Source organism: Streptomyces sp. PA03-5A (assembly GCF_033792725.1).
In the GTDB taxonomy this organism is placed as follows: domain Bacteria; phylum Actinomycetota; class Actinomycetes; order Streptomycetales; family Streptomycetaceae; genus Actinacidiphila.
On the sequence record NZ_JARAVL010000008.1, the window covers coordinates 212,889 to 238,487 of the forward strand.

The window sequence follows — 25,599 nt, forward strand, 5'->3', positions numbered from 1 at the left end:
CCAGCACCGAAGTGGTGCGGGAGCGTCGGCCGCCGCCCGCGCCCGCCAGCTCCGCACCCCGGCCGTACGCCTCGCCACGCTCCTCGGCATCAGGACCCGCGCCGAGCGCCTGGCCCGCCGGTACGACGCGGGCGCCGAAGGGGAGCGGCGCACCGCCCGCCAGATCAACCGGCCGCGCCAACGTCGACCACCTCGCCATCAGCCCCTCGGGCACGGTGATCCTGCCGGACACGAAGCGCTGGGACGCCCGGTTCCCGGTCTACGTCGCCGGTGAGCACCTGATGCACGGCGGCCGGATCGTCACCGGCCGGCTTGACGCCCTCGCTCACGAGGCCGCCGCCGTCGCCCGTGCCCTCGGCGTCCCCGTGGTGCCCCTGGTCGTCGTCCAGGGCGCCCGGGTCGCCGACAAGCAGCTGTCGTTCCGGGGCGTCCGGATCGTGTCCGCCGACCGGGCCTGCGACGTCATGCGGCGCCTCGGCCGCCCCCACGGCCGCAGCAGCCGACGCCACCTCACCGAGCTTGCCCTGCGCAAGCTCCCGCCGCGAACGGACGTGACCCGATGACCACCACCGAGCCCGGCGCTGACGAGCGGCGCATCGGCATGATCCTCCGTCACTTCGGCGTCGGCTACACGCCGACCGGCGACGCGGAGGAGGAGACCGAGGAGCGCACGCCGCAGCCCCGCCGGTGGCCGCACCCGCCGCCGCTCTGGGTTCTCGGCAAGACCAAGCCGATGACGGAGGCCGATAGGGAAGACCTGGACGGCGAGCCCGAAGAGGAGGAGCCGGGGGAGGAGCCGAAGCGCAGGCGACCTGTCCGGCGCCCACGGACACGGCGTCCGGACAGGGAGGACGAGGAGGAAGAGGAAGAGGACGGCGAGGACGAGCCGAAGCGGACCGCCCGCCGCCCGAAGACCCGGACCGTCAAGAAGACGAAGGCGGGGGAGGGCGACGACGAGGACGACGACGAGGACGAGGAGCCGCGGCGGGCGCGTCCGCAGCGCCGCCCGCCGTTCGCCGCCCCCGGCGTCCCGAAGCGCCGCAAGTCGCTGCTCATGTCAGTCCGGACGATGTCCGGACACCACCGGTGGGCCATCTACAACGGCGCCGCGCTCGCGCTGGGCTTCGCCTTCGGCCTGCCCCAGTTCTTCACCGCAGAGACCGCCTACCTCGTCGCCACCAGCAGCTCATGGGCCGACCCGAACTGCCTGTTCTGGTACGCCGTCACCGCTGGGATCGCCTGGGTGGACTGGCGAACCCGCCGCTGGTGGCCCGGCCTCGCCCTCCTCCTGCGCGTCCCCGCCGCATCCCTCGTCGTCGGCGTCCTGCTCTACGGCGACCCCACCTGACCGCCCCTCCCGGAACGGAACAAGCCCGTGAACAGCTTCCTCGGATCGCTCGGCACCGTCGGCGTCGCCCTCGCCCTGTCCGCGCTGCTGCTCCTCGGCACCCAGCCCGGCGGCCGGCTCAAGCCGCTCCCGTGGGGCGCGTGCCTCGTCCTGAGCATGGTGGCGGGCAGCGCCTTCAAGGCAGCCGGGCCGCCGTTCTCGTTCGTCTCCGACCTCGTCGGCGACGGCGTCGGCCTGGCGAAAGGCATCCTGCCCGGCCTGACGATGCCCGCCCTCGCCCTCACCATGGTCATCATCATCCTGTGGAAGAAGCTGACCCTCCGCGGCATCAGCGTCATGGGCATCGCGTTCTGGTACGTCGCAGCCGGAGCCGGGGGAGCGTGGAGCGTCCTCGCCGACCGCATCCACCTCATCGCGCAGAGCGCGGCATGAGCGCCGTCCACGTCGTGCCCGACCCCGGCGACGACGAGACGCCGGGGGAGGAGCCGGTCGACGACGAGGACCAGGAGCACGAGCTGGTCGACGACGACGGGCAGGAGGCGGGGGAGGAGGCCGCGCCCGGGCGGGCGTTCACCATGCCCGACCTCCGCCCCTACCTCGACCCGCGCGGCGCTGCCGGCGAGATGGCCCAGCTCGGCATAGACGTGAGCCGCCGCCCCGCCCGCGCGGCGGGCCGTGGCCTCGCCGCCCTCCTGAGCCGCTTCCCCAACGGGAGCGGCGTTCTGCTGCAGCTGGTCGTCGGCTGGCTAACCGGGACGCGCGGCAAGAGCGGCGGCTCACTCGTCTACCGGCTCGGGGGAGCCCTCTTGGTCGGCTACTGCCTGTGCCGCGCGGTCGCCCTCTGGCCGCTCCGCGCCCTGCTCGGCTTCGCCGTTGCTTGGGTCCTCGGCGCAGCCCTCGCCGACCGGTGGGCCGCGACTGAAGCCGAGCGCCGCCGCCAGCGCGGCAAGGGCAAGGCCGGGGCGAACAAGCAGCGCGACGATGCCGGCAAGGAGAACGCCGGGGAGACGCCCGCCGACGACGTCGACGAGGAGGACGAGGGCCCCGCTGAGGAGGAAGAGAAGGCTCCCGATGAGGCCGTGCCTGGGCCCGCGCCAGAGGACATCGCAAAGGCGCTGCACGCTCTTGTGGGAAGCGGTAGCGGGGTTCTGTTCACGACCCTCCGGGACCACCTCAAGGTGCCCTCTACCAAGGCCGTGAAAGCGCTGTTGAAAGAGGCTGGTATTCACTCACGCCCGGGGGTCCGTGCGGTGGCAGGAAACGGGCCCGGAATTCACCGGAAAGACTTCCCCTCCTGCCCCTCTTTCGAAGGGGTGGCTCTTGGTGGCGATGTTGTCGCAGGTGAGGAGCCAACAGCCAACGCCAACAACGCCACCCGAGGGCTCCGAGTGGAGCGCTTCGGCGAGTCCGGAGTAATCGTCCATAATCCGGATTAATTGATTAGTGAAGTCGATCTGACTTAAAGTCAAGATTTAGACGAAAGTGTCCCGGAGAGTGCCTAGGAACACTCTCCAGGGCTAAGCCGACTTGTAGGAGTCGACGTGAAAGACAGTAGCGTCCGTTGCATGCCGCCGAAGACGGCGTCTCGTGCTTCGAGGCCGCGACCTGCCAGACGCCCGTCCCGCTGTGCACCCCGCATCGGATGCAGGTCGCGATCGCCATCGTCCCGGACATACTGAGCGTGGCCGCCGAGACGGCCGATGTAACGCCGACGAACGCGGTGGACCCGCACTCGGCTCGCTTGCTGAGGGCAGCGCGGAAGGCACCTCTGCTGCTGAACACCGCCCACGAACCGCAGGTGTACTTCATCGAACACGGGAGGCGGGTGAAGATCGGATACACCACGAACCTCGGCAAGCGCATCAGCTCGCTCTCGCTGCGCCCGAGTGCCGTGGTCCTGGCGCTCTGGGGTGACCGGCAGCTGGAGCAGGCGCTTCACCTCTACTTCGATCCATTTCGGGTTGAGGACTCCGAGTGGTTCCGGCGTGAGGCCCCCGTCCGGTCGTACATGGATGGGAAGCGCAGGCACGAGGACCTAGAGCCGGTAGCGCTGGCGGCAGAGCTTGCCGAGGGGTTCACCTCTCGACGTTGCTGCCTCTGGTCAGGCACCTGGGCATCGACAGCCGGAAAGAGCTGAGGCGCCGACTCGAGGCGGAAGGAATCAGGATCAGGCGCAGCATGCGAACCCGTGAAGGGGCGGGACGCTCCGGCGTCCATCGCGACGACCTCTCCTTGTTCGTGGCCCCTGGCGCCGGTCACCGAACGTAATTCCTGACCGCGAACGGGCTTCAACTGTCAGCCGGGTGTAGCACCATAAGCAGGACAGACGAGGACGAGGAGGACCGCCATGTACCGCTACCGGTGCGACCAGTGCCGCACGACGTCGCCGGCGGCCCGCAGCCGCCACGAGCTGAACCGGCACCGTAGCAGCCACCGCGACCTGTTCCACGGCGGCCACATCCCGGACGGTGAGCACGTCATCGCCCCGCAGCGGATGAGCCTCCTCGACCTCCCACGCGAGCAGCGCATCGCCGCCGTGGTTCTGGCGGTCGTGATCGTCGTGGCGTGCCTGATCCGGTTCTGACCCGCTCACACCGAGGGCCCGCACCTGGGGTGCGGCCCCTCGGTGTGTGTGGGATGACCTCAGCTGCCGGCAGTCTCCGGGTTCTTGGGCATGCGGTGGTGCGGGACGTCGTACTCGCGGGCAATGAGGCGGACGTTCTCCTCGGTCATCGGCAGGTGCTGGGCGATAGTCCTGTTGGACGCCCGTCGCCTTGAGCCCGTCGGCGACGCTTGCGCAGTGCGCGCAACCGCTCCTCCTCCATCACCGAGTCCTGCCAGGTCCAAAGGTCTGCCAGGAGTTCGTCGCGGGCCGCCACTGGGCGCCCAACCATATCCAGACAAAGCGATTTGACAGGTACGAGGCGTGCGTCCTTCCGCAGGTGAGGGCCAGACAGAGCTGGCTTGGGTTAGGTAGTTCGTCTCGATCGAACGCGGCGGCACGGTGATGCGCCCTGCGCGTGGGCATCGAGCAAGCGCCAGTCGCTGTATCAGGGGCGCAGTAGGTGGGACGTCGTGGTGTGCAGGGGTACTAGAGATCACTTTCGAATGTTGTCCGGTACAGGTCATGCCGGTTTTGGTCGCATCCCGGAGTTGATCAGTTACGGGGAGATCGAGGTTGGATGTCTTCGCTGTGTAGATCATGTGAATCGGGGGTGGGGGCTTTGCCACAGGACGGGTCGCGACGTGGTGTCTTCCTGCGACGAAGAGCGCAGAGACGTAGTGCACTGCGGGTGATGGGCGTTGCTGCGTCGGCGGTGATTCTGGTCGGCCTGCTCCCCACCGTGGTGCGCGCGGCTCCCGCAACTCAGTCCGTGACCGAGGCGCAAGATCAGACTTCTGCCGCGGCGATCGCTGCCGAGACCGGGGAGCGCGTCGAGGTCCTCAGCTTGCGCGACGAGTACGCGCAGACGTTTGCGAACCCCGACGGGACGTTCACACTCGAGCAGGCAACCGTGCCGCAGCGAGTGAGGGACGCTGGCGGTAACTGGGTTGAGCCGGACGCGACGCTGGTAAAGCGCGCGGACGGCCGGATCGCACCGAAGGCCGCGGCAGTGGACGTGTCGTTCTCTGGGGGCGGTGCGGCAAGCGAAATGCTGCGGATCGCCAAGGGCGACAAGGCCTTGGGGCTCCAGTGGCCTGATGATCTGCCGGTCCCGGTGCTAGACGGCTCCACCGCGACTTACTTTGAAGTCCTCCCTGGGGTTGACCTGCAGTTGACCGCGACCGTTGAGGGCTCTCGTGAGGTCCTGGTGGTCAAGTCTGCTCAGGCGGCGGCGAATCCTTCCTTGGAGCACATCCAGTTCCAGGCTTCTGGCACAGGCCTGGCTCTGACGCCTGGTGCGGGTGGCGGTGTACGGGCGGTCGACGACGACGGCAACGCCGTGTTCAAGGGGTCGGCTGCGCTGATGTGGGATTCGGCCGGCCCGGAGACAATTTCGACGCTACGTGCCGGCGCCAAGGCGGCGGTGCCTGCCGTGCAGCCGGTCTCTGGCGAGCAAGAGCCTGAGACACAGCCGGGCGACGGTGATGCCACGGCAGTGCTCCCAGTGGGACTGGTTGATGGTGCCGTGAGTATCCGTCCGGACTTGGACCTGCTGCGCGGCGATGCGACGGTGTACCCGGTACACATTGATCCTGAGTTCAAGCTGGAAGCCTCGGAACGCACAGTCCTATCGTCTGACGGGGACCGGTTCTGGCAGTTCGACGGTGACTACGGAGTCGGCAACTGCAGTGCTGTAGGCCCCTACTACTGCGGTTCGAACTACACCAATCGCATGTACTACGAGTTCTCCCCGGCGCGGCTGTCTGGGAAATACGTGCTGGACGCGACCTTCCGGGCCTACGAAACGTGGTCGTTCGACTGCGAAGCGCACTGGGTGGATCTCGAGCGGACCAACAACATCTCAGAAGGCACTCGCTGGCCGGGTCCGACGCAGCTGGATCAGATGGGCGATCGCCTGGTATCGGCGGGCCGGGGCGACGCGTGCTCGCCGGAGCAGCCCAACAAGTGGATCGAGTTCAACGACAACGCAGACGAGACCGACGAGAACCTGACCTCCACGGTGAAGTCGTTCGCCGAGGGCAAGATTTCCCGCCTGACACTGATGCTCCGGGCCAAGGACGAGGGTGATCCGTCGGCATGGAAGCGGTTCGATGACAACGCCGAGCTGTCGGTAATCTACATCGCGCAGCCGGGTACGCCGACCGATGTGGGATTGATCCCCGGCGACGGCGACACCGCATACTGCAGGACCGCAGCGGATCCCCTGATCGTGACACGAACCGATCCCATGGTCCGGGCGCGAGTCCAGACGAAGGTGCAGCCTGCCTCTGACGAAGACAAGGGCAGCCTGCAGGCCGAATTCGCGGTGGAACGACAGCAGGCAGACGCAACGTGGGTGGCTTCGTGGAGTGACTACCGGCCCTCGTCCGGCTGGGTGACCGACGGCACCCTGCAGTCGATGCGGACCACACCCAGGGCAGACAACACGCTTTACCGGTACAAGGCTCGTACGCAGTCCCACACCACGTTCAACAAGAAGGCCGTGGACCAGTTCTCGGCCTACTCGTCATGGTGCTACTTCAAGATCGATGCGACAGCACCCAAAGCCCCGCAGATCTTGCCCAAGGCCCCGTACACCGAGTGCACGGCAAACCTGTGCGAGGGGCACGGCGGCCCAGGAGTAGCCGGGGCGTTCGACTTCAAGCAGAACGCCGCGGACACCGACATCATCGGCTACCGGTACCGGCTACTGACCACAACTGCCGCGGACAAGCAGGAGGTGACCGCAGATGCCAGTCACAACGCCCTGGGCGTCGCTGTCACTCCGACGCTGTCAGGAACCCAGGTACTGACGGTTGAAGCCAAGGACGTTCGGCAGCGATGGGGGACACCTGCTGAGTTGACGTTCAAGGTGGCGCCGGCCCAGGGTCCTGTTGGGCGGTGGCACTTCGACGACGCCGCTCCGGGGTCGCCGGTGGGGACAGCTAAGGACAGCGCCACGGATGGGACTCGGCACGACGCCACACTCAAGGACCCAACGGGTGGAGTTGGCTGGTCGACCCTTGCGCGGCGCGGAGACGCGGACTACTCGCTGTACCTGAACGACAGCTCGGATACAACGGTGCCCGTGGGATGGGCCGCCACCGCAGCTCCTCCAGTGAACAGCCACGATTCGTTTACCGTTTCCACGTGGGCCTACCTTACGGATGCGGCTTCCAACCACGTGATTTTGGCGGCGCCTGGCGATCACGCGAACGCGTTCACTCTGTACTACTCATCGTCTTACAAGGCTTGGGTGTTCAACCGCACGGACCGGGATCTATCCACACCGGTGTATCTGCGCTCTGTGGCGGATAAGCAGAACCCGCCGCTGAGGGTCTGGACGCACCTGGCCGCCGTATTCAAGACCAACGGCGACGACGGAATCCCTGACACCGACCCCACAAACGACACCATTCAGCTGTTTGTCAATGGACAGCCGCAGGGCCAGCCGGTCAACCTGACCGGATTGTCGTCGACATATCAGCCGTGGACTGCAAGCGGTGGTCTGCAGTGGGGTCGCTCGGTCAAGGACGGAGTCGGGGGCGAGTACTACCGGGGACGCGCGGATGAAACCGCCGTATGGCAGCGTGCCTTGACCGAGGACGAGATCCGGGACGAGACCGCAGTCAGGGAGAACGGCGCTCCGCAAACCGAGCTGGTGGCCGCCTGGGACGCGACCGTGTCCAGCGGGACTGCGATTAAGCAGACCAGTTCCTACCCGCGGGCGAATATGAATCTGTCCGCCACGGGTGCGGTCATCGACGCCGACAACAACAATCTCACCTTGGACGGCACCAGCGGATCCGCTTCTGTCGTTGGCCCAGTGCTGGACGAGACCGCATCGTTCACTATCACAGCCCGGGCACAACTTGACAGTGTCAAGTGGGCTACGAAGCCAACTGGCTACTCCGCGATCGTCGCCGCCCAGCGAGCAGGCGGCACGGCAGGTGAGTCGTCGTGGGCTCTGTGGGCGGAGAAACGGGCGGATGGCATCTATTGGTGCTTCGGACGCGCAGCGGTGGACGCGACTGGGAAACTTACGAAGGCCAGCGAAGTCGAAGACTACAACGTCGCCGAACTGGACACCTTTGTGCAAGTTACGGGCGTCTTCGACGCCAACGAAGTCGATGCCACTCAGAGCGACAAACGCTACGGCGTGACCCATCTGTACGTCGGTGAAACCCCTCAGCCGCTCGGATCGAACGCTGGCTTCTCCACCGCCCAGCAAGGTTCCGGAGACATAACAACAGGCCGCGGGACCAGCGGTGGCACAACAGGCAAGTATCTGCCGGGCGCCCTGGAGGAAATCAAGGTATTCGTCGGCGCGATGGATTCCGAGCAGGTCTTCCAGAAGATCATCGCTCCGCGCGAAACCGGAACGACCTGACCCCTAGGTAGGGGCACGGCACGTTACGCGTCGTGCCCCTACCTGATCGTATGAGCCGCACCAGTCACAGCCTTCACCGTGCACCGGAGAACCCAGCCGGTGCGGGGACCTGAAATAAACGGCCGCGCAGGCCACACAGGGGTGGGACACACATGAGCGTTCTTAGGCCATTGATGTATCGGCGTGCCGCCAAGGTACGTCGCCAGTGGGGCAACCGCCTAGCCGCGGTGGTCGGGTTTGCCATGCTGCCAGGGCTGCTGACCCCGATCGCTTTCGCCTCTGTGTCGAAGCCCCTGGGCCGACCGGAGCTCAGCGCCCCCTCTACGGTCAAGGTCACGCCGTTCACTGCTGAGGCGAAGACCAAGGCCGCTGCCAGGAGAGCCAAGGACGAGAAGGCGCTCAATGCTGACCACCGCCGTGCACAAGACGACCAGGCCCGCACTGTCACCTGGCCGAAAGCAGGAACCGCACAACTCACCGTGCCTGCCAGTGGCGTTAAGATAGCCGCTCCTGGTTCCCTGCCTGTCACCTTGTCCGTGCCTCATGCGGGAAGTAAGGGACGTCCGGCCGTTCGTGCGGCTTCGGTGACCGTCAAGGTGTTGGATCAGAAGGCGTCCCAGGCGGTGGGTCTGAAGGGCGTGCTGCTGACTGCGACGGCTCCTGCCGCCGGCGGAACCGCACGCTTGGGCATTGACTACTCGGCCTTTTCCTCCGCATACGGCGGCGACTGGGCGGGCCGCTTGCAGGTCGCTCAGATGCCCGCCTGCGCACTGACCACGCCGGACAAGGCCGCCTGCCGGACCCTCACCCCTCTGCACTTCACCAATGAGCGTCGTCAGGAGCGGCTCCAGGCCGACCTCGCCTTCGACTCCACCGGGACATCCGCGGCTGCCACCGGCCAGACGATGCTGCTGGCGCTCGCCGCCACCAGCGCCTCCGGCGCTGGCGACCACAAGGCGACCCCACTGGCGGCTTCCTCCACCTGGGAAGCCGGCGGGAACTCCGGTTCCTTCACCTGGTCCTACCCGCTGCGTGTGCCCCCGGCTGCGGCCGGGCCCGCCCCCGACCTGACGATCTCCTACGACTCCGGTAGCGTCGACGGTCGTACTGCAAGCACGAACAACCAGGGCACGTGGATCGGTGAGGGCTTCGACCTCACCTCCTCCTACATCGAGCGCAAGTACGGCACCTGCGACGACGACGGCCAAGACGGCAAGTACGACATGTGCTGGAAGTACGAGAACGCCTCCCTGGTGCTGAACGGCAAGGCCACCGAGCTGGTCAAGGACGACACCAGCCACAAGTGGCGGCTGAAGAACGATGACGCCTCGACCGTCACCCACTCCACCGGGGCCGACAACGGCGACGACGATGGCGAATACTGGACCGTCACCACGGGCGACGGCACGCAGTACGTCTTCGGCTTGAACAAGCTCGACGGGGCAGGCGCCTCCGACCGTACCGAGTCGGTGTGGACGGTCCCGGTCTATGGCGACGACGAGGGGGAGCCCGGCTACAGCAGCGATACCAGCTTCAGCGGCCGCAGCAAGCAACAAGCCTGGCGCTGGAACCTGGACTACGTCGTGGACACCCACGACAACGCCATGACCTACTGGTACGCCGCCGAAGACAACTACTACCTCAGGGCCGGAACCACCTCCAGCAAGTACACCCGCGGCGGCTACCTGAAGGAAATCCGTTACGGTCAGCGCGCCGGCAAGCTGTTCTCCGCTGTCCCGGCCGCCTCGGACAAGGTTGTCTTCACTCCCAGTGAGCGCTGTGAAACCAGCTGCGGCGAGCTCACCGACAGCACCCGCGACCACTGGCCCGATGTTCCATTCGATGCGATCTGTGCATCGGGGGACGCGTGTACCGGTAACGTCGGCCCGACCTTTTTCACGCGCAAGCGCCTGACCGCCGTCACGACCTACTTCTGGGACAAGACCCTCGCCACACCCGACTACGCACCGGTAGACGCTTGGGCTCTCACGCAGAGCTACCTGAAGCCGGGTGACGCCTCCGACCAGGCGCTGTGGCTGGACCAGATCCGCCACACCGGCAAGCGAGGCACGGACATCGCGCTGGATCCGGTCACCTTCACCCCCACCTGGATGGCCAACCGCGTCGACGGCGACGCTGACGACATCCTGCCGCTGTCCCGGCCCCGCATCAAAAAGATCTTGTCTGAGACCGGTGCCGAGACCCAGGTGACCTACATGGACCCGGGCTGCCTGGCCACAGAAATCCGTCCCGCACCCGACCAGAACACCTCACGCTGCTACCCCGTGTATTGGTCGCCTAACGGCGGCCCCACCCCGCAGCTCGACTGGTTCCAGAAGTACCCCGTCTCCTCGGTCACCACAGGGGACACCACCGGCGGATCGGAATCAGTCACCCACACCTACAGCTACTCCGGCGGCGGCGCCTGGCACTACAACGACGACCCGATGACCCCGGAGAAGGAACGCACCTGGTCCATCTGGCGCGGCTTCGAAAAGGTCACCCACCTCACCGGACCTGCAAGCGGCACCCAGTCCAAGACGGTCACCGTCTACCTGCGCGGCATGAACGGCGACCGCGTTCTCGGCAGCGACGGTAAGACACCGGACCGCGACAAGCGGAAATCTGTCACCGTCTCCGGCATCAAGGCGGCGGAGCTGACCGACAGCGAGCAGTACGCCGGCTTCACCCGCGAGTCCGTTACCTACGACGGCGCCAACGAGGTCTCCGGCAGCGTCAACGACCCCTGGTCCCAGCGCACCGCCACCCAGCACAAGTCATACGCCGACACCGAGTCGTACTACGTGCGCACTGGCGCCACGCACGGCCGCACCCGCATCTCGAGCGGCGTCACCCCTTACGACCGGGTCCGTACCACCGTCACCACCTATGACGGATACGGCATGCCGATCACCGTCGACGACAAGGGCGACGACTCACTCACCGGCGACGAAACGTGCACCCGCACCTGGTACGCCCGCAACGACATTAAGGGCATCAACTCGCCTGTCGCACGCTCCCGAGTGGTAGCCAAGGCTTGCGGCGTTGCCGACGCCCAACTGGACCTGCCCGCTGACTCCACACGCCCCGGCGACGTCATCTCCGACACCGCCGCCGCCTACGACACCACCACCTGGACCGAGGACCAGACCCCGACCCAGGGTGAGGCACGCTGGACCGGCCGGGCCAAGGGCTACACCACTGCTGACGCCCCCATCTGGCAGAAGATGGGCACCGTCGACTACGACGACCTGGGCCGGCCCACCACGGTCAAGGACACCAACGACGCCACCAAGCTCACCACCGAGTACGACCCCGTGGCTTCGGGACCGCTGACCGCCACCAAGGTCTCCGACGCCAAGACCTACGCCACCAACACCACCATCAACCCGGCGTGGGGCTCGCCGCTGAAGGTCACCGACCCCAACAACTCGGTCACCGAGTCAACCTACGACAGCCTCGGCCGCGTCACCGCCAATTGGCTGCCCAACAGCTCCCGTGCGGGCAGCAAGCCAGCCAACTACGTCTACACCTACAAGGTGATCTCGTCCGACGTCTCGTGGGTGTCGACCGCGGCCCTCAAGGGTGATGCGACCGGCTACAACACTACCTACGAGTTTTTCGACGCCGCGCTGCGCTTCCGCCAGATCCAGACGCCGACCCCGACCGGCGGACGGCTGATCGCCCAAACCCTCTATGACGCCCGCGGCCTGGCTGTGACCACACAGGGCGACATCTACGACAACACCTCAGCCCCGTCCAGCACGATGGGCCAGATCGATGCCGGCCAGGCACCGATCCAGACCGACACCACCTACGACGGCGCTGGCCGTGCTACCCAGGTGGCAACGAAGACCGGGACCACCCCGCTGTGGACCACCACCAGCACCTACACCGGCGACACCGTCACCACCACTGCCCCCACGGGCGGCCAGGCAGCAGCCGTCGTCACCAACGCCCTGGGACAGACCACCCAACGCAGGGAATACGACGCCCCACAGGTTGCTAACGCCCACTACACCACCACCAGCTTCACCTACACTCCGGGCGGCCAAGCAAAAACCATCACCGGACCGGACACGTCTGCCTGGTCCTACACCTACGACCTGTTCGGCCGGCAGATCACGGCGACCGACCCCGACAAGGGGAAGACCGACACCGCTTACAACGAACTCGACCAGGTCATCTCCACCAGCGACGCGCTGGTCCTGGCCGGTGACGCTTCCCGCAAACTGATCTACGAGTACGACGAGCTCGGCCGCAAGACCAAGCAGTGGACCGGCTCCAAGACCGACGCCACCCTGGCCGCCGCCTGGACCTACGACAGCATCAAGAAGGGCCAGCTCACCGACGCCACCCGTTACGTCGGCGGCCTGACCGGCCAGGCCTACACCAACAGGGTGACCGCGTACGACTCGATGTACCACGTCACCGGCAACCAGCTTCTGCTGCCCGCAGAAGACCCTCTGGTCAAGGCTGGCGTACTCAGCCCCCTGGCATTCACCACGGCTTACCGCCTGGACGGCACCATCAGCCAGCACCGCGAACCTGCCGTGGCGGGACTGGCCACCGAACAGCAGTCCTTCACGTACAACGCCACCGGGCAGCAAGTGGGCCTGAAGGGGACCACCGGCTACCTGGTGGCCGCCACCTACTCACCCCAAGGCGACCGCAAGCAGCTCACCCTCGGACTCGCCTCCACCCCAGGCAAGTACGCCTACCTCAACAACGAGTACGAACCCGGCACTCGCCGCTTGGCCCGCTCATACGTCACCGACGACATCCACGGCTACATGCCGCAAGAACTGCGCTTCAAGCAGGACGACGCCGGCAACGTCCGCTCCATCTTCGACGCCACCACGCTCGGCGGCACCGGCAAGAGCGACAACCAGTGCTTCCTCTACGACGGCTACCGCCGCGTGACCGAAGCGTGGACCCCCACCACCGCCGACTGCGCCGACTCCGGCCGCACCACCGCCAACCTCGGCGGCGCCGCCCCCTACTGGAACAGCTACACCTACAAGGACAGCGGTCTGCGCGACACCAGCACCGTGCACACCTCCACAAGCAACACCACCACGAAATACGGCTACGGCACCGCCAACGGCCAACCCCACGCCCTGTCGTCCACCACCGTCGGAAGCACCACTACCGGCAGCTACGCCTACGACAAGACCGGCAACACCACCGGACGCCCCGGCACCCAGGCCGCCCAAACCATGACCTGGAACCCCGAAGGCAAGCTCGCCGCCAGCAGCGAGCCCGCTGCAGGAAGCAAGCCCGCCACCGGCACCAGCTACCTCTACGACGCCAACGGCACGCTCTTCATCCGCCGCCCCACCACTACCGACGGCGAAACCGTCCTCTACCTGGGCGCCACCGAAGTCCACCTCAAAACCACCAGCGGCGGCACGACCAAAACCCTGACTGGCAACCGCTATTACACCGCCGCCGGCCAAACCATCGCAGTGCGCACCGCAACCCCGTCCAGCAACACCGTCACCTTCCTCGCCGGCGACCACCACGGCACCATGAGCCTCGCGCTCGACGCCACCACACTGGCCATCACCAAGCGCTACAGCACACCATTCGGTGCCTCCCGCGGCACGAGTGTCACCACCTGGCCCGACGACAAGGCCTTCCTCGGCGCCCCGGCAGACACCACCACTGGCCTCGCCCACATCGGCGCCCGCGAATACGACCCAACCACCGGCCGATTCCTCAGCGTGGACCCCCTACTCGATATCACCGCCGCTCAGTCTTTGAACGGCTACACCTACGCAAACAACAGCCCTGCAACGATGTCCGACCCAACCGGCCTCGCCACTGCCTGCGCCGATTTCTGCCAACCTGGTGACGTAACATCAGACCTCGAAGGCACGCGCGGCTCTCCCAAACCTGCAGGCACGCACGAGACTTACAACGCTCAGGGACACCGTACTCGCAGAAGCACTTCGGGAACCGCTGCCGCTGACAGCACTGGCAACGTCGGCAGCAACTCGGAGGGACTGACGCTGGACGACGACACCTACGACAGGTTGAGGAGCTACTACGGCTATAGCGGGTCCGCCGAGTTGACCGACGCGGACTATGCGGCCTGGATCGACAATGCACCCGAGGGTGAAGCCGAAAACATAATAGAGTTCCATAAATGTGTCGTGTCGGGAAAAGCGGCTAGTTCCTGCTTGGCCGACTTGGATGGTGTGGGGCGCGGCTTCCTGTCCGACGACACGGAACAGCTCCTAGATGAGATTTCCGTTCTTGCGGGCGAGGTGGCATTTGGTGCGCAGATATATGGTGCTGGATGCGCCGCTGCGACAGGACCCGAGACCGCCGGCGCTGGGGCTGCTGCTTGCGTTGCCGCCGCGGAGAGCGTGACCACCATCGCCCTGTACGTGGGGGCCTCTATGCAAACCCTCACTGTGGTGAACGCCTGGGCGAAGGGCGATACAGGAGACGCTGTTATGCGCAGTCTAGCCATAGCGGGTGGGTACGGCATTTTGCGATCCGGAGCGATAGCAAATGGTGTGGCGAAAGCTGGGTCGGCTGCCTGGAGCGGTATCAAGTCGAGGGTCGGGTTTTAGGATTCGGCCAAAATCGGTTATTATCGATGCGCCTGACAGGCTGGGAGGGGATGATTTCGCATGGATTCGTGGGTTGATAGGCGTATCTTCTGGGTCAGCGCCCTAACTGCGCTCGCCGTCTATTTGGGGTATATCGTGCACGGCATGCCTCAGAAGTCCGTGTGGCAGTTGGTTGGAATGGCCTCCGCATTTTTTCTTCCGGCGCGTTACGTGTGGGTTGTGCACCTTCGCACCCGAGTGAAAGTCACCCCCGAGGTGCTGGTTGCGGTGAACCGGAACGGGGAATACGTTATTCCATGGAGTCGTATTGAAGGATTTCAGTCCCTTCCTGGAAGGCTGAACATGCAGTTCAGGGATGGAAGCGCTCTCCGCTTGGATGCCTTCTCTGAATGGCCTTCATTCGGAAGGCGCGCGGTGGTCGCGGGCAGGCTGGAGTCGTTCCGGCGTGAGGTCGCGCGGAACGACTCGGCCCAGGTGGCGGCTACGCCGAATCCGCCGCTTGTGAAGTTGAGCGCTTGGGCTCCGTGGGTTTTGTTGGTGATTGCTGTCGTGATGAGGTGGTTCTCTTACTGAGGTTGAGTTACGCGATTCATGGCTCGCACCTGGGTGCGGGCCCTGAATCGTTCCCAGAACTGACTGAGCTTTGCTGATCAGGTTGGTGCTGAGCGAATTTCGAGTCCGGTGTGGGCGAGGAACGCGGTCAGCAGGGCGGGACGGTGCTGGATCGTGCGGAGTCCTGTTCGAACGGCGTGGGTGAGTTCGTCGATGGTGAGGGCGGCGAGGTTGGCCAGGGCGGTGCGTTTGAGGTGGGACCAGACTTGTTCGAGGGGAGGTCGGGAGCGTAGGCGGGCAGGTAGCGAACGGTCAGCCACGGCCGGCCCGAGATTGATCGCTGCATCCAGCGGATATGGTGTCCGGCGAGGTTGTCCCAGATCAGTACCATGGGTGCGCCGAGAGTCTGGTGGGCCTGGTCGAGCAGGGGAATCAGGTCGCGGTCGCGGTACCAGCCGGTGCGGATCCGGTAGATCAGTCTGGGGTCTCGCCGGGGCGGTAGCAGGCCAGGGCGGTCATGGACAGTTTCGGCTGGCGGCCCTTGACCATGGTCAGCACCGGAGTCTGCCCGGCCGGTGCCCAGGTGCGGACGAAGGCGCCGGTCAGCGAGGTCCCCGCCTCGTCCTGGAAGCAGAACCAGGCTCCGGCGGCCCCCCGTTACCTTCTTCCTGGCCTCGCAACGAGGCTCCCGGCCTTCGGGCCCGGCATGACTGAGCCCCCTTGTCGATCAGGATCGAAAAAGTGGTGTCACCGGGACCGAAGGCATTGGCAGACCGCTGATTAGGGGCACGGGCACCGATCCCGGACCGGGTGAGGCAGTCTCTTCGTAACGTGGATGCCGGCACGCTGATGCCGCAGGTGAGGCCGGGAAGAACGCGCATACGGGAGCAAGCACGTGGTGGCTGGTGAAGGTGGCATCGACGTCTATCTGGGTCTGGACGTCGGCAAGGGCGAACACCATGCGACGGCACTCACCCCCGAGGGCAAGAAGGCCTTCGACAAGCGGCTGCCTAACACCGAGCCGAAGCTCCGTGAGGTCTTTGCCAAGCTCCAGGCCAAGCACGGCACCGTCCTGGTGGTGGTCGACCAGCCCGCTTCCGTTGGTGCGCTGCCTCTGGCGGTGGCTCGTGACGCGGGCTGTCGTGTCGCCTATCTGCCGGGCCTGACGATGCGGCGGATCGCCGATCTTTACCCTGGCGAGGCCAAAACCGACGCCCGCGACGCGTATGTCATCGCGGACGCGGCCCGTTCGATGCCGCACACGCTGCGGGCCATCGAGGCGGCCGACGAGACCGTGGCCGAGCTGGAGATGCTGACCGGATTCGACGATGACCTGGCCACCGAGGTGACACGGACCAAGAACCGACTGCGGGGCCTGCTGACACAAATCCATCCGCCGCTCGAGAAGATCCTCGGCCCCCGACTTGACCACCCTGCCGTGCTCACCCTGCTCGAACGCTTCGGCTCTCCAGCCCAGCTGCGGAAGGCAGGACGGCGCAGACTCATCACACTGCTGCGGCCGAAGGCCCCGCGGATGGCCGAGCGCCTGGTCGAGGACATCTTCACCGCGCTCGACGAACAGACCGTGATCGTCCCCGGCACCGACGCCGCCGCACTGATCATCCCCAATCTCGTCTCCAGCCTCGGCTCCGTACTGGACCAGCGCAGACTCCTCGCAGCCCGGATCGAGGAACTGCTGGAGGCCCACCCTCTTTCCCCGGTCCTGACCTCGATGCCCGGCATCGGGGTCAGGACCGCCGCCCGGATCCTCATCGACGTCGGCGACGGCAGTGCCTTCGCTTCCGCAGGACACCTGGCCGCCTACGCCGGCTTGGCTCCGGTCACGCGCGCCTCCGGCTCCTCCATCCGCAGCGAACACCCCGCTAGGCGAGGTAACAAGCAGCTCAAACGCGCCTTCTACCTCGCAGCGTTCGCCTCGCTCTCGCAACCGGAGTCACGTGCCTACTACGACAGGAAACGCCGCGAGGGGAAACACCACGTCGCCGCCCTGATCGCCCTCGCCAGACGCCGCATCGACGTGCTCTTCGCAATGCTCCGCGACGGCACCTTCTACGAGCCCCCGACCCCCGTCACAGCTTGACGAAGACCATAGGGGCACTTTTTCGATCTTCGGCCACCCGGTCTCCACCCACTCCTGGATCGCGCCCGCGTCACGCTCGGCGGCTTGACGGGCGGGCACTTGAGGAGTGAAGCCCATCCGGTGCAGAAGCCGGCTCACCCCGGACAGCGAGCCGTAGACCACCGAGAACCGCTCGATGATCACGCGGCGGACCCGCGCCAGCGTCCAGCCGTCGGTGGCGAATCCGTAGTCCTTGGCCCCGGCCCGCAGCAGTTCCCGCAGAGCCTGCCGCTGAACTTCGTCCAGAGCGCACTGCGCGCCGGCGATCCCCCGCCCCAGCAGGGCATCCGCGCCGCCCTCGCTCCAGGCATGGTGCCAGTTGTGCACCGCCTGCGCGCTGACTCCCAGCAGACGTGCGATCTCCGCATCCGGCCGGCCGCCCTGTTCAAATAACTGGCCTGCGTCAGACGCCTTTGCTCCCTTGCCCGATGAAAATCACCGGCACCTTGTCCTGCCCCCATGAATACGGCATACCACCCACGACATGATCAGCCAAGGTCAGTGAGCCTCGGCCGGGTTCGTCGGCTTCGGCTGGCGATGACACCGTGACCGGGTGACGTCCGTGATCGCACATCCAAAGTGCCGATGGGGCGTGGGGGCGGCCGACGGGAGTGCTATGTACCGCTGCCGGTCCGCACATCACGACGTCGATGGCGGCCCAAGGTTGTCACGAGTTGAACCAGCACCGTAGCAGCCACCGCGATCTGTTCCACGGCTGGCACATCCCGGACGGCGAACAGGTCATCGCGCCGCAGCGGATGAGCCTCCTCGACCTGCCGCGCGAGCAGCGCATCGCTGCCGTGGTCCTGGCGGTCGTGCTCGTCGTGGCGTGCCTGATCCGGTTCTGACTCGCGCACGACGGAGGGCCCGCACCCTGGGGTGCGGGCCCTCGGTGTGTCCGGGGCGGCGTCAGCCGGTGGCCGCCTGCGGTTCCTTGGGCGTGCGGTGGTGGGCGACGCCGTACTCGCGGGCGATGAGGCGGACGTTCTCCTCGGTCATCGGCAGGTGCTGGGCGATGGTCCTGTTGGTGACGCCCGTTGCCCTGAGCTCGTCGGCGATGCGTTTGCGCAGGGCGTGACGCAGCCGCTCTTCCTCGCGCACCGCGTCCTGCCAGGCGCGGACGTCTGCCAGGAGTTCGTCGCTGGGCCTGTACTCGTCGCTCATGCATGCATGCTCGCACAAGCCGACTTGGACAGGAAGGCGGCGCGGCTGTTTTCGCGGTGGGGCGGCTGGAAATTATCCCAACTCATTTGGGCAACCGAGGGTATCCAAAATGGTTTGGAGAATGATGAATGTGTAACACTTCACCACAAAAGGGAGTTACCGTGATCGACCCCAACAGCACCCCCCAGACCGCAGCGGCCGCCGGCCTCGCCGACCTCTTCGAGCAGGTCGACGCCGAGCGCGCCAGCGGCATCCACCGCTTCTGGGACTCCGCGACGGCCTACGACGCCACCCAGTGCCGGGAGGACATCAACGACGGTGACGTGCTGGTCGTCGAAGAGGAGCAGGTGGTCGGCTTCCTCGTGGAGGCCTGGCCGCACTCGATCACGGAGGAGCACGGCGAGTTCCACGCCCTCACCATTCCCGTCGGCGACTACCGGGACGGCAAGTACGTGGAGGCCGCGGCCCGGGCCGCCAAGATCGCCCGCGAACTCGGCTGCCCCGTCCACCCCGGCATCACCGACCTGGTCGACGAGCCCGCCGAGGCCGACGAAGCCCCGGCCGCCGGCGACGTCATCCGGGTCGCCGTCCGCGCTTTCCGGAACACCGGCCCCCTCGCCACGGTCCACATCAACTGCAAGTGCCCGCTCAAGTCCAGCCTGATCGGCACGTACGTCACGCTCGCCGAGGCCGAGAAGGCGGCGGCCGAGCACCGGCCGGACGTCGCCCCGCGCCGGTGCAAGCTGTCCGGCCCGCTCCTGGCCACCACCGCCCCGGAGTTCGCCGCAGGCGACCGCGTCATCTGCCCCGACGGCGCCGCCCGCACCGTGAAGGGCATGTACCGGGCGAAGGGCCAGCCGACCGCGGTCATCGTCGACGGCGGCAGCACCGTCGACCCGGCCAAGGTGCAGCGGGTCGACACCTCCCGCATCCCCGAGGCCCGCCGGGTCGCCACCCTGTACGCCGTCCGCGTCCGCACCAACCCCGACCCGAACGACCCGGTATGGGCCGAGGCGCTGCGCGAGCTGACCGAGGCCCTGCGGTACCTGGAGCAGGCCGACCCCCTGTACGCCGAGGTCATCGCCAAGAGCGGCACCGAACGCCTCACCCTCTCCATCCCCCGGACCGACGTCCTCAAGGGCGACGTCCTCCACGCCTTCGGCGCCCGCCTCACCGTGAACGACACCGGCGTCACCGGGGCCCGCGAGACCGGCCAGTGCGACTGGTGGGCCGAAGTCCACGGCGTCACCGACGCCGACCGCGCCAAGACCTACCGCTCGCCGTGGAAGGTGGCCCTGCCCCTCGGAGACGCCGCCTGGGACGTCGTCACCGTGGAGCGCGACATCCACGCCCCCGACCTCCGGCAGATCAAGGCCCGCCCCGTCGTCGAGGCCGTCGTCCCCGGGCGGCCGGCGACCGGCGAGGGCGTCGCCCCCCGGCACGCCGGACACCCGGACATCGACGCCGCCCGCGAGGCCCTGCGCCCCCTGCGCCCGGCGGTCGTGGCCGACGACACCGAGGTGACGGAGCCTCACCAGGCGGACCCCGAGCTGCGCGGCTACCTCCTCGAACCCCGCGGCCTCGGCCGGGTCGCCGCTTACTGGATCGAGGCCGGGCGCGCCGTGTCCGCCGATGACGGCTGGGACGGCCCGTCGCTGGCTATCCTCGCGGACAAGCTGACGATGGCCGGATGGACCGTCACCCGCCCGACGGGGAGCGGGATCTGCGTCTTCGCCCAGCGCCCCGCGGACTGACGTCCCCCTGGACGGCGCCCCGCCTGCACTTGCCGCAGGCGGGGCGTCCTGCTGTCCGGCTCCTTCCGACCCCGACCCGCTTGACGATCACTTGACCAAGCCCCTTTGGGTAACGAGGGTATCCAAAGGCATTTGGTCAATGAATGAGGTGTCACACCAAACCACAAAGCACCAGGTCAGCGAAGGGCGGCAGCCATGGACGGCACCCAAAACACCACCACCGAGCCCACCCGGTGCCGCCGGTGCAACCGCCTCCTCCGCTGCCCGAGCCCCGACGGGTACGGCCCGAAGTGCCGCACCCGCATCCGCAAGGCCAGCCGCTCCGAGGTCGTCGCCCCCTACAAGCCGCACCTGGTCGCCAAGGCCGTCGAGCTGCTGGAGCAGGGCGGCGTCCTCCCCCTCCGCGCCAAGCGGGTCTTCGAAGTCGTCTCCGCCGACGGCTCCAAGACCTACCGCACGGCGGCCACCGGCCAGTGCAACTGCCCGGCCGGCCTCAAGACCCGCCCGTACGCCTGCTACCACGCGATCGCGGTCCGCATCGCAGCGGTCGCCTGACCCCTCGGGGCCGGGCGACCGCCCGGCCCTCCCACCTCACCGGAAGGACCGACCGTGACCGCCACCTACACCCCCCAGCAGCGGGCCGCCCGCCTCGCCCGCTCCTTCGCCGAAGCCCTCCGTGACCGCAACGCCCTCCGCGCCAGTCGTCCCGAGCCCCGCGAGATCGCCGCACTCCTCGACACCGCGGCGACGGTCCTCGAGGCGGCCCCGCCTGCCACCGACATGCCCGACGCCGCGGCGGCCGCCCTGCACGAGGCCGGAGAGATCGCCGAAGGTACCGGCGACCTCCCCGCCACTGCGCTGGAGTACATCACCGCCACGATCACCGGCCGCATGCCCGAGCTGCCCCACCTCAACCCCACCACCCCGGCCCTCGCCCGGCAGGCGCAGGACCTGCAGGCGCGCATCACGACCGTCCTGCACGACGCGTTCGACAGCGACACCGACAGCAGCGTCCGCTTCGTCGCCACCGCGCTCCTCGCCCTCCACCGCAAGTTCGACCGGCTCACCGAAGACGTCGCCACCGACCGCTTCCAGCCCACCGCCTGACCAGCCACCAGACCAACGAGGAGGACCCGATGTTCCACGAGACGATCACCCACGCGGGCGGCACCACCACCGGAACCGCCAGCGAGGCGCACGCACTGACCCTGCTCGCCCGCAGCCACCGCCGCGGCCTCCACATCGAAGCCCGGCGCGACGGCGGCGCCCTCATCTCCTGGACCCGCCTCCAGTTCGGCCCCGGCGACGGCCAGGTCGACACCGTGGAGCGCTCGATCCGCCTCACCCCGACCGAGCTGCTGACCTCGGTCCTCCGAGGCGGCACCGTCCGCCACGACCTGGAGACCATCGACGCCCACTCCCGGTCCCGCTGGGAGAGCCCCCGCAGCAGGCGAGTCGTCATCATCGGCGAGGACGGCATCGAGGCCGTCACCGGCCTCACCCTCCACAAGCTCGGCATGGTCACCGACGCCCCCGGCGGCCGGGTCCGCCTCACCCTCGCCGCCCGCCTCGGCCTGCTCGCCTACCACCACCGGCCGCGAACCCCTCACCCGGACCGCGGCCTGACCTACTGCACCTGCGGCATGACCGCGGCCGCCGGCGACGACCCGAAAGAGGCCCGGATGGTCCGGGCCCGCAACCACCTCCGCGAGGTCACCGGAGCGTTCGTCACGGGCCTGACCCGCCCGGCCGCCCGGTTCGCCTGACCTCACCCCGCCGCGCCGGGGGGTGACCGGTCTGCTCAACGGCTGGAAATCCCTCGGCCTTTCTTAGCCAAACGCAGTTGGACTGAGAGGCGACGGCGCCCCACCCGGACCGGGTGGGGCGTCCGCCCGTGAGGCCGTCAGCTCTGGCGCGGCGCCGACGTGCTTCGGTGGCCGGCCGCGATGTCGGCGACCCGCTGCGGGGTGACCTGGAGGTGGGGGGCGATCTCGTCGCGGGTGCGGCCCTCGTCCAGGAGGGACCGCACCGTCTGCTGCCGCTGGGCCCGGAGCCAGCGCTGCAGGTCGGGGATCGCCAGGAGGGCGTCCGTCAGGGCCTTGGCATGGTCGATGGTGACCGGCCCGGCCGCCAGGTCGGCCAGCGCGCGGAACGGCTTGGGGAGTTGGGGTGTGCTGTCCACGCCCCGACCGTAGTGGGTACCCACGAGCCCGGCCGGCGGGCCGCACCCTCCGGGTGCATCGCCGCAGGTCAGGGGTGGGAAATTCCTCGAAATCTTTTAGCCAAACGAGGTTGGCTAACGGTGGATCAGGAAGGATGAAAGTAGAACAATTCACCACAAACAACCAACCCCCAGGGAGCCCGCCATGGACGCCACCACCGCCCTCACCAAGCTCACCGCCCGCGCCAACGGCGCCTTCGCCAAGGCCGAGTCCGCCCGCACGGCCCTGACCGACGCACTCACGATCCTCGACTCCCCGGTCGACGGCCTCATGGACGCCGTACTGGCCGCCGACGGCCAGGCCAAGCCGTGGCGGGAGCTGATGGTGCGCATCGAGCGGCACGGCGTTCGTGACGGCCTTGCCAAGCAGCGGGCCGAGGCGCTGGAGGCCCTGCTCCACTACGGCTTCTCGATGAGCACCGGCCAGGTCACCAACGCGGCCCGCCACCACGAGGACATGGGCCTCCGCCGCTTCATCAACGTGACCGACGGCATGGACATCGAGGCCGGCGCCCCCGCCACTGCCTGACCGCCCGGGCCGCCCGCACCGGGCGGGCGGCCCCTCCCTCCCACCAGGAGCCAACCCCCAAGGAGAACCGACGTGATCCGCCCGAACACCCTCCAGCTCGAAGCGCTCCGCCTCATCGCAGCCGGTGGCGTCACCGTCCGCGAGTTCGGCCCCCGCAAGAACCTGCGCGTCCACGGACCCGACGGCACCAACGAGGTCTGGGTCCAGACCATGTGGGCCCTGGAGAACCACGGCTGGACCACGCGAGACTTCTCGTACTCGCTGGCGCAGGGACAGCCGCTCGTGATCAACCCGAGCGGGCAGGCCTTCGTGGACGAGGCGCCCGAGCCGGACGTCGAGGCCGACCCCCGCAAGCGCGGCCTCCTCGACCTCGCTCACCGGGCGCTGCGGGCCGAGCAGTTCGAGCGGGCCCGGATCGCCTCGGTCCTGATGAGCGAAGACCGCGTCATCGGCGCCGACGAGATCACGCGCCTGATGCGCGTCACCGCCAACGCCCTGCCGTGGCGCAGGCTCCTCGCCGCGGCCGCGAACGTGGATCTCTTCGAGACGCTGGCCGAGGTGCGGTCGGCGCTGACCGACCGGCTCGTGGACGGCACCCTAGGGCCCGCCGGCAACCTGGTGGGCGTCGCGGACGGCCTCATGGTCCAGGAGGGCATCCGCGACTTCCTCGCCGCGACCGAGAGGTACGCGCGGCCCGCCGCGAGCTGAGCGAACGCCCCACGCGAGGCGGCCGCGTGGGGCATCATCCCAGGTCAGCGGCCTGAAATTCCCCGAAACTTTTTAGCCAAACGAGGTTGGCTAACGGTGGGTCAGGAAGGATGAAAGTAGAACAACGCACCCCAAACCACCAACCCCCAGGGAGCCCGCCATGACCGCCACCATCACCACCGCCACCACCGACGCGGTGTTCGCCGAGGCCGCCCGCGCCACCTCATGGAAGGTCACCAACCTCGGCCCGGTCACCGAAGTCCGGCACGGCTCCTACACCTGGACGGTCCAGCTTCCCACCGGCAGCGGCCCGGCGACGGTCACCCACCGGGACGGATGGGGCGGCGTCGAATTCGTCGGCATCACGGCCACCCCGGCCCAGACGATCGGAATCGTCGAGGCGGCCATGGCCGCAACCCGGGTCCTCTGACCCACCCCGGCGGGCCCACCCGGGCCCGCCGGCCTCCCCCCCTCAACCCACGACGAAAGAAGAGAGCGCGCCATGACCCGCACCCAGACCCCCGCCACCACCGCCCGCCAGGCCGCAGAGGCGGCCTACCGTGCGAACCCGAACCCAGCGACCCTCACCGCACTGCAAGCCGCGGGCAAGGCCGAGCTGGACGAGTACCTGGCCGGCTTCGACGCCCGCCACATGGCCACGGCCGAGACCGTCGCACCCGCGGTCGCCCGCTGGCAGGCACCCACCCCGGCCCCCCTGCGCGCGGACTACGCGCGGTACGTGGCAGACGGCCTGGGTGCCGAGCTCGCACGCATGGCGGGCTGGGCCTACTTCGACGCCCGCCAATACAGCACCGCCCGCACCTACTTCACCCAGGCCCTGCACCTCGCGCAGAACCTCGGCAACCGGCAGTTCGCCGCCAACGTCCTGTCGTGCATGAGCCTGCAGGCCACCTACGAAGGCGACGCCGGCGAAGCCGCTGCGCTCGCACGCGCCGCGCAGGACACCGCCCGCACCACCGAGGCCCCGGAGCTCGTGATGGCCATGCTCCACATGCGGGAAGCATTCGCCCACGCCACGCTGCGCGCTACCGACGACTGCCACCGCGCCCTCGCCCGGTCCCACACCGAGTTCGAACGGGCCGACACCGCCAACGCGCCGCAGTGGCTGCGCTACTTCGACGAGACCAAGCTGATCGTGGACACCGGCATCGCCCGCGCACAGCTCGACGAGCACCGCCAAGCCGAACCGCTCATCGCCGAAGGCCTGCGCCGCGAGAACCGCCAGCAGCAGCGCGGCCGGGCCTTCCACGCCTTCTGGCTCGCCACCACCCAACTGCACAACGGGGCCCTCGACCGTGCCTGTTCCACCGCCAGCATGGCACTGGACCTGGCCACCAATGTGGACTCCCCGCGCATCGCGGGCCACGTACGCGAGTTCCAGGCCCGTCTGGCCACCAGTGCGCGCCAGGCCCCGGTGATCGCCTTCGAGGCGAAGATGCGCGAGGTGTACGCCTAGAGGCCGCATCCGACGGATCAGGGGCGCCGTCAATGCCCGGCAGTCAACTCGACATCGCCGCGGTCACCGAAGGCCCCCCAAGCAGCCGCTCAGGCCAGCCCGCACCAGGCGTGGGCAAGGAGTTCCT

Annotated in this window: 19 protein-coding genes and 2 pseudogenes; 18 read left to right on the forward strand and 3 right to left on the reverse strand. The window is 67.8% G+C overall.

Going from position 1 to position 25,599, the window contains the following annotated elements; genetic code table 11:
* Nucleotides 1-14 precede the first annotated feature (14 nt).
* The 9 genes from PV410_RS12540 to PV410_RS12580 all read left to right on the forward strand — a co-directional run bounded on the left by PV410_RS12540 (nt 15) and on the right by PV410_RS12580 (nt 17,580).
* Complete coding sequence (locus PV410_RS12540) at nt 15-563, forward strand: hypothetical protein (RefSeq protein WP_500324166.1); 549 nt, start codon at nt 15-17, stop codon at nt 561-563.
* Nucleotides 560-1,348 carry a hypothetical protein gene (locus tag PV410_RS12545; protein ID WP_500324167.1) on the forward strand — a complete coding sequence of 263 codons (789 nt, stop codon included), beginning with the start codon at nt 560-562 and terminating at the stop codon, nt 1,346-1,348. Before PV410_RS12540 ends, PV410_RS12545 begins: the two co-directional genes overlap by 4 nt.
* A gap of 27 nt (nt 1,349-1,375) precedes the next feature.
* Nucleotides 1,376-1,780, forward strand: coding sequence for a hypothetical protein (locus tag PV410_RS12550; RefSeq protein ID WP_500324168.1), 405 nt, complete (start codon nt 1,376-1,378; stop codon nt 1,778-1,780).
* Complete coding sequence (locus tag PV410_RS12555) at nt 1,777-2,784, forward strand: hypothetical protein (RefSeq protein ID WP_500324169.1); 1,008 nt, start codon at nt 1,777-1,779, stop codon at nt 2,782-2,784. The genes PV410_RS12550 and PV410_RS12555 overlap by 4 nt, the downstream gene beginning before the upstream one ends.
* Nucleotides 2,785-2,909: 125 nt before the next feature.
* Nucleotides 2,910-3,485, forward strand: a complete 576-nt coding sequence (locus tag PV410_RS12560) for a GIY-YIG nuclease family protein (protein ID WP_500324170.1) — start codon at nt 2,910-2,912, stop codon at nt 3,483-3,485.
* Nucleotides 3,486-3,695: 210 nt separating this feature from the next.
* On the forward strand, nt 3,696-3,932 hold the full coding sequence (locus PV410_RS12565; protein ID WP_500324171.1) for a hypothetical protein: 237 nt from the start codon (nt 3,696-3,698) through the stop codon (nt 3,930-3,932).
* Between the two features lie 712 nt (nt 3,933-4,644).
* Entirely contained in the window at nt 4,645-8,343 is a 3,699-nt protein-coding gene (locus tag PV410_RS12570) for a laminin G domain-containing protein (protein ID WP_500324172.1), read from the forward strand.
* A 152-nt stretch (nt 8,344-8,495) separates the two neighbouring features.
* Nucleotides 8,496-14,927, forward strand: coding sequence for an RHS repeat-associated core domain-containing protein (locus PV410_RS12575; RefSeq protein ID WP_500324173.1), 6,432 nt, complete (start codon nt 8,496-8,498; stop codon nt 14,925-14,927).
* A 1,450-nt stretch (nt 14,928-16,377) separates the two neighbouring features.
* The gene (locus PV410_RS12580) at nt 16,378-17,580 is read left to right on the forward strand and encodes an IS110 family RNA-guided transposase (RefSeq protein WP_500324248.1); all 1,203 of its coding nucleotides are present in this window, start codon (nt 16,378-16,380) and stop codon (nt 17,578-17,580) included.
* A 51-nt stretch (nt 17,581-17,631) separates the two neighbouring features.
* Here PV410_RS12580 and PV410_RS12585 read toward each other — a convergent pair.
* Nucleotides 17,632-18,003, reverse strand: a pseudogene (locus PV410_RS12585) (winged helix-turn-helix domain-containing protein); the annotation flags it as partial.
* A 290-nt stretch (nt 18,004-18,293) separates the two neighbouring features.
* On the opposite strand from PV410_RS12585, the gene PV410_RS12590 reads away from it, so the two are divergent.
* Entirely contained in the window at nt 18,294-18,467 is a 174-nt protein-coding gene (locus PV410_RS12590; protein WP_500324174.1) for a hypothetical protein, read from the forward strand.
* 61 nt (nt 18,468-18,528) lie between these two features.
* On the opposite strand, the gene PV410_RS12595 is transcribed toward PV410_RS12590, so the two are convergent.
* Nucleotides 18,529-18,783: a hypothetical protein gene (locus PV410_RS12595; RefSeq protein ID WP_500324175.1), complete on the reverse strand. Its 255-nt coding sequence runs from the start codon at nt 18,781-18,783 to the stop codon at nt 18,529-18,531.
* A 161-nt stretch (nt 18,784-18,944) separates the two neighbouring features.
* Between PV410_RS12595 and PV410_RS12600 the strand changes: the two genes are divergently transcribed.
* From PV410_RS12600 to PV410_RS12615, 4 genes are all read left to right on the forward strand, one after another.
* A complete protein-coding gene (locus PV410_RS12600) occupies nt 18,945-20,537 on the forward strand; it encodes a hypothetical protein (RefSeq protein WP_500324176.1) in 1,593 nt (530 codons plus the stop codon).
* Nucleotides 20,538-20,732: 195 nt separating this feature from the next.
* On the forward strand, nt 20,733-21,092 hold the full coding sequence (locus tag PV410_RS12605; RefSeq protein WP_500324177.1) for a hypothetical protein: 360 nt from the start codon (nt 20,733-20,735) through the stop codon (nt 21,090-21,092).
* A 54-nt stretch (nt 21,093-21,146) separates the two neighbouring features.
* Nucleotides 21,147-21,644: a hypothetical protein gene (locus PV410_RS12610; RefSeq protein ID WP_500324178.1), complete on the forward strand. Its 498-nt coding sequence runs from the start codon at nt 21,147-21,149 to the stop codon at nt 21,642-21,644.
* 29 nt (nt 21,645-21,673) lie between these two features.
* Nucleotides 21,674-22,303 carry a hypothetical protein gene (locus tag PV410_RS12615; RefSeq protein WP_500324179.1) on the forward strand — a complete coding sequence of 210 codons (630 nt, stop codon included), beginning with the start codon at nt 21,674-21,676 and terminating at the stop codon, nt 22,301-22,303.
* Nucleotides 22,304-22,440: 137 nt separating this feature from the next.
* On the opposite strand, the gene PV410_RS12620 is transcribed toward PV410_RS12615, so the two are convergent.
* Nucleotides 22,441-22,719, reverse strand: coding sequence for a sigma-70 family RNA polymerase sigma factor (locus tag PV410_RS12620; protein WP_500324180.1), 279 nt, complete (start codon nt 22,717-22,719; stop codon nt 22,441-22,443).
* 184 nt (nt 22,720-22,903) lie between these two features.
* On the opposite strand from PV410_RS12620, the gene PV410_RS12625 reads away from it, so the two are divergent.
* The 4 genes and pseudogenes from PV410_RS12625 to PV410_RS12640 form a co-directional block, all read left to right on the forward strand.
* Nucleotides 22,904-23,287: a hypothetical protein gene (locus tag PV410_RS12625; protein ID WP_500324181.1), complete on the forward strand. Its 384-nt coding sequence runs from the start codon at nt 22,904-22,906 to the stop codon at nt 23,285-23,287.
* A gap of 72 nt (nt 23,288-23,359) precedes the next feature.
* Nucleotides 23,360-23,995 carry a hypothetical protein gene (locus PV410_RS12630; protein ID WP_500324182.1) on the forward strand — a complete coding sequence of 212 codons (636 nt, stop codon included), beginning with the start codon at nt 23,360-23,362 and terminating at the stop codon, nt 23,993-23,995.
* Nucleotides 23,996-24,155: 160 nt separating this feature from the next.
* Nucleotides 24,156-24,425 (forward strand): hypothetical protein, encoded by a 270-nt coding sequence (locus PV410_RS12635; protein ID WP_500324183.1) that lies wholly within the window; start codon nt 24,156-24,158, stop codon nt 24,423-24,425.
* Between the two features lie 63 nt (nt 24,426-24,488).
* Nucleotides 24,489-25,472, forward strand: a pseudogene (locus PV410_RS12640) (NsdA family TPR-like regulatory protein); the annotation flags it as partial.
* Between the last annotated feature and the right edge of the window lie 127 nt (nt 25,473-25,599).

Coding starts and splice junctions, on each gene's coding strand:
- PV410_RS12605 (WP_500324177.1), top strand. CDS start 20,733: ATGGACGGCACCCAAAACACCACCACCGAGCCCACCCGGTGCCGCCGG.
- PV410_RS12565 (WP_500324171.1), top strand. CDS start 3,696: ATGTACCGCTACCGGTGCGACCAGTGCCGCACGACGTCGCCGGCGGCC.
- PV410_RS12625 (WP_500324181.1), top strand. CDS start 22,904: ATGGACGCCACCACCGCCCTCACCAAGCTCACCGCCCGCGCCAACGGC.
- PV410_RS12595 (WP_500324175.1), bottom strand. CDS start 18,783: ATGAGCGACGAGTACAGGCCCAGCGACGAACTCCTGGCAGACGTCCGC.
- PV410_RS12635 (WP_500324183.1), top strand. CDS start 24,156: ATGACCGCCACCATCACCACCGCCACCACCGACGCGGTGTTCGCCGAG.
- PV410_RS12555 (WP_500324169.1), top strand. CDS start 1,777: ATGAGCGCCGTCCACGTCGTGCCCGACCCCGGCGACGACGAGACGCCG.
- PV410_RS12615 (WP_500324179.1), top strand. CDS start 21,674: ATGTTCCACGAGACGATCACCCACGCGGGCGGCACCACCACCGGAACC.
- PV410_RS12570 (WP_500324172.1), top strand. CDS start 4,645: ATGGGCGTTGCTGCGTCGGCGGTGATTCTGGTCGGCCTGCTCCCCACC.
- PV410_RS12575 (WP_500324173.1), top strand. CDS start 8,496: ATGAGCGTTCTTAGGCCATTGATGTATCGGCGTGCCGCCAAGGTACGT.
- PV410_RS12545 (WP_500324167.1), top strand. CDS start 560: ATGACCACCACCGAGCCCGGCGCTGACGAGCGGCGCATCGGCATGATC.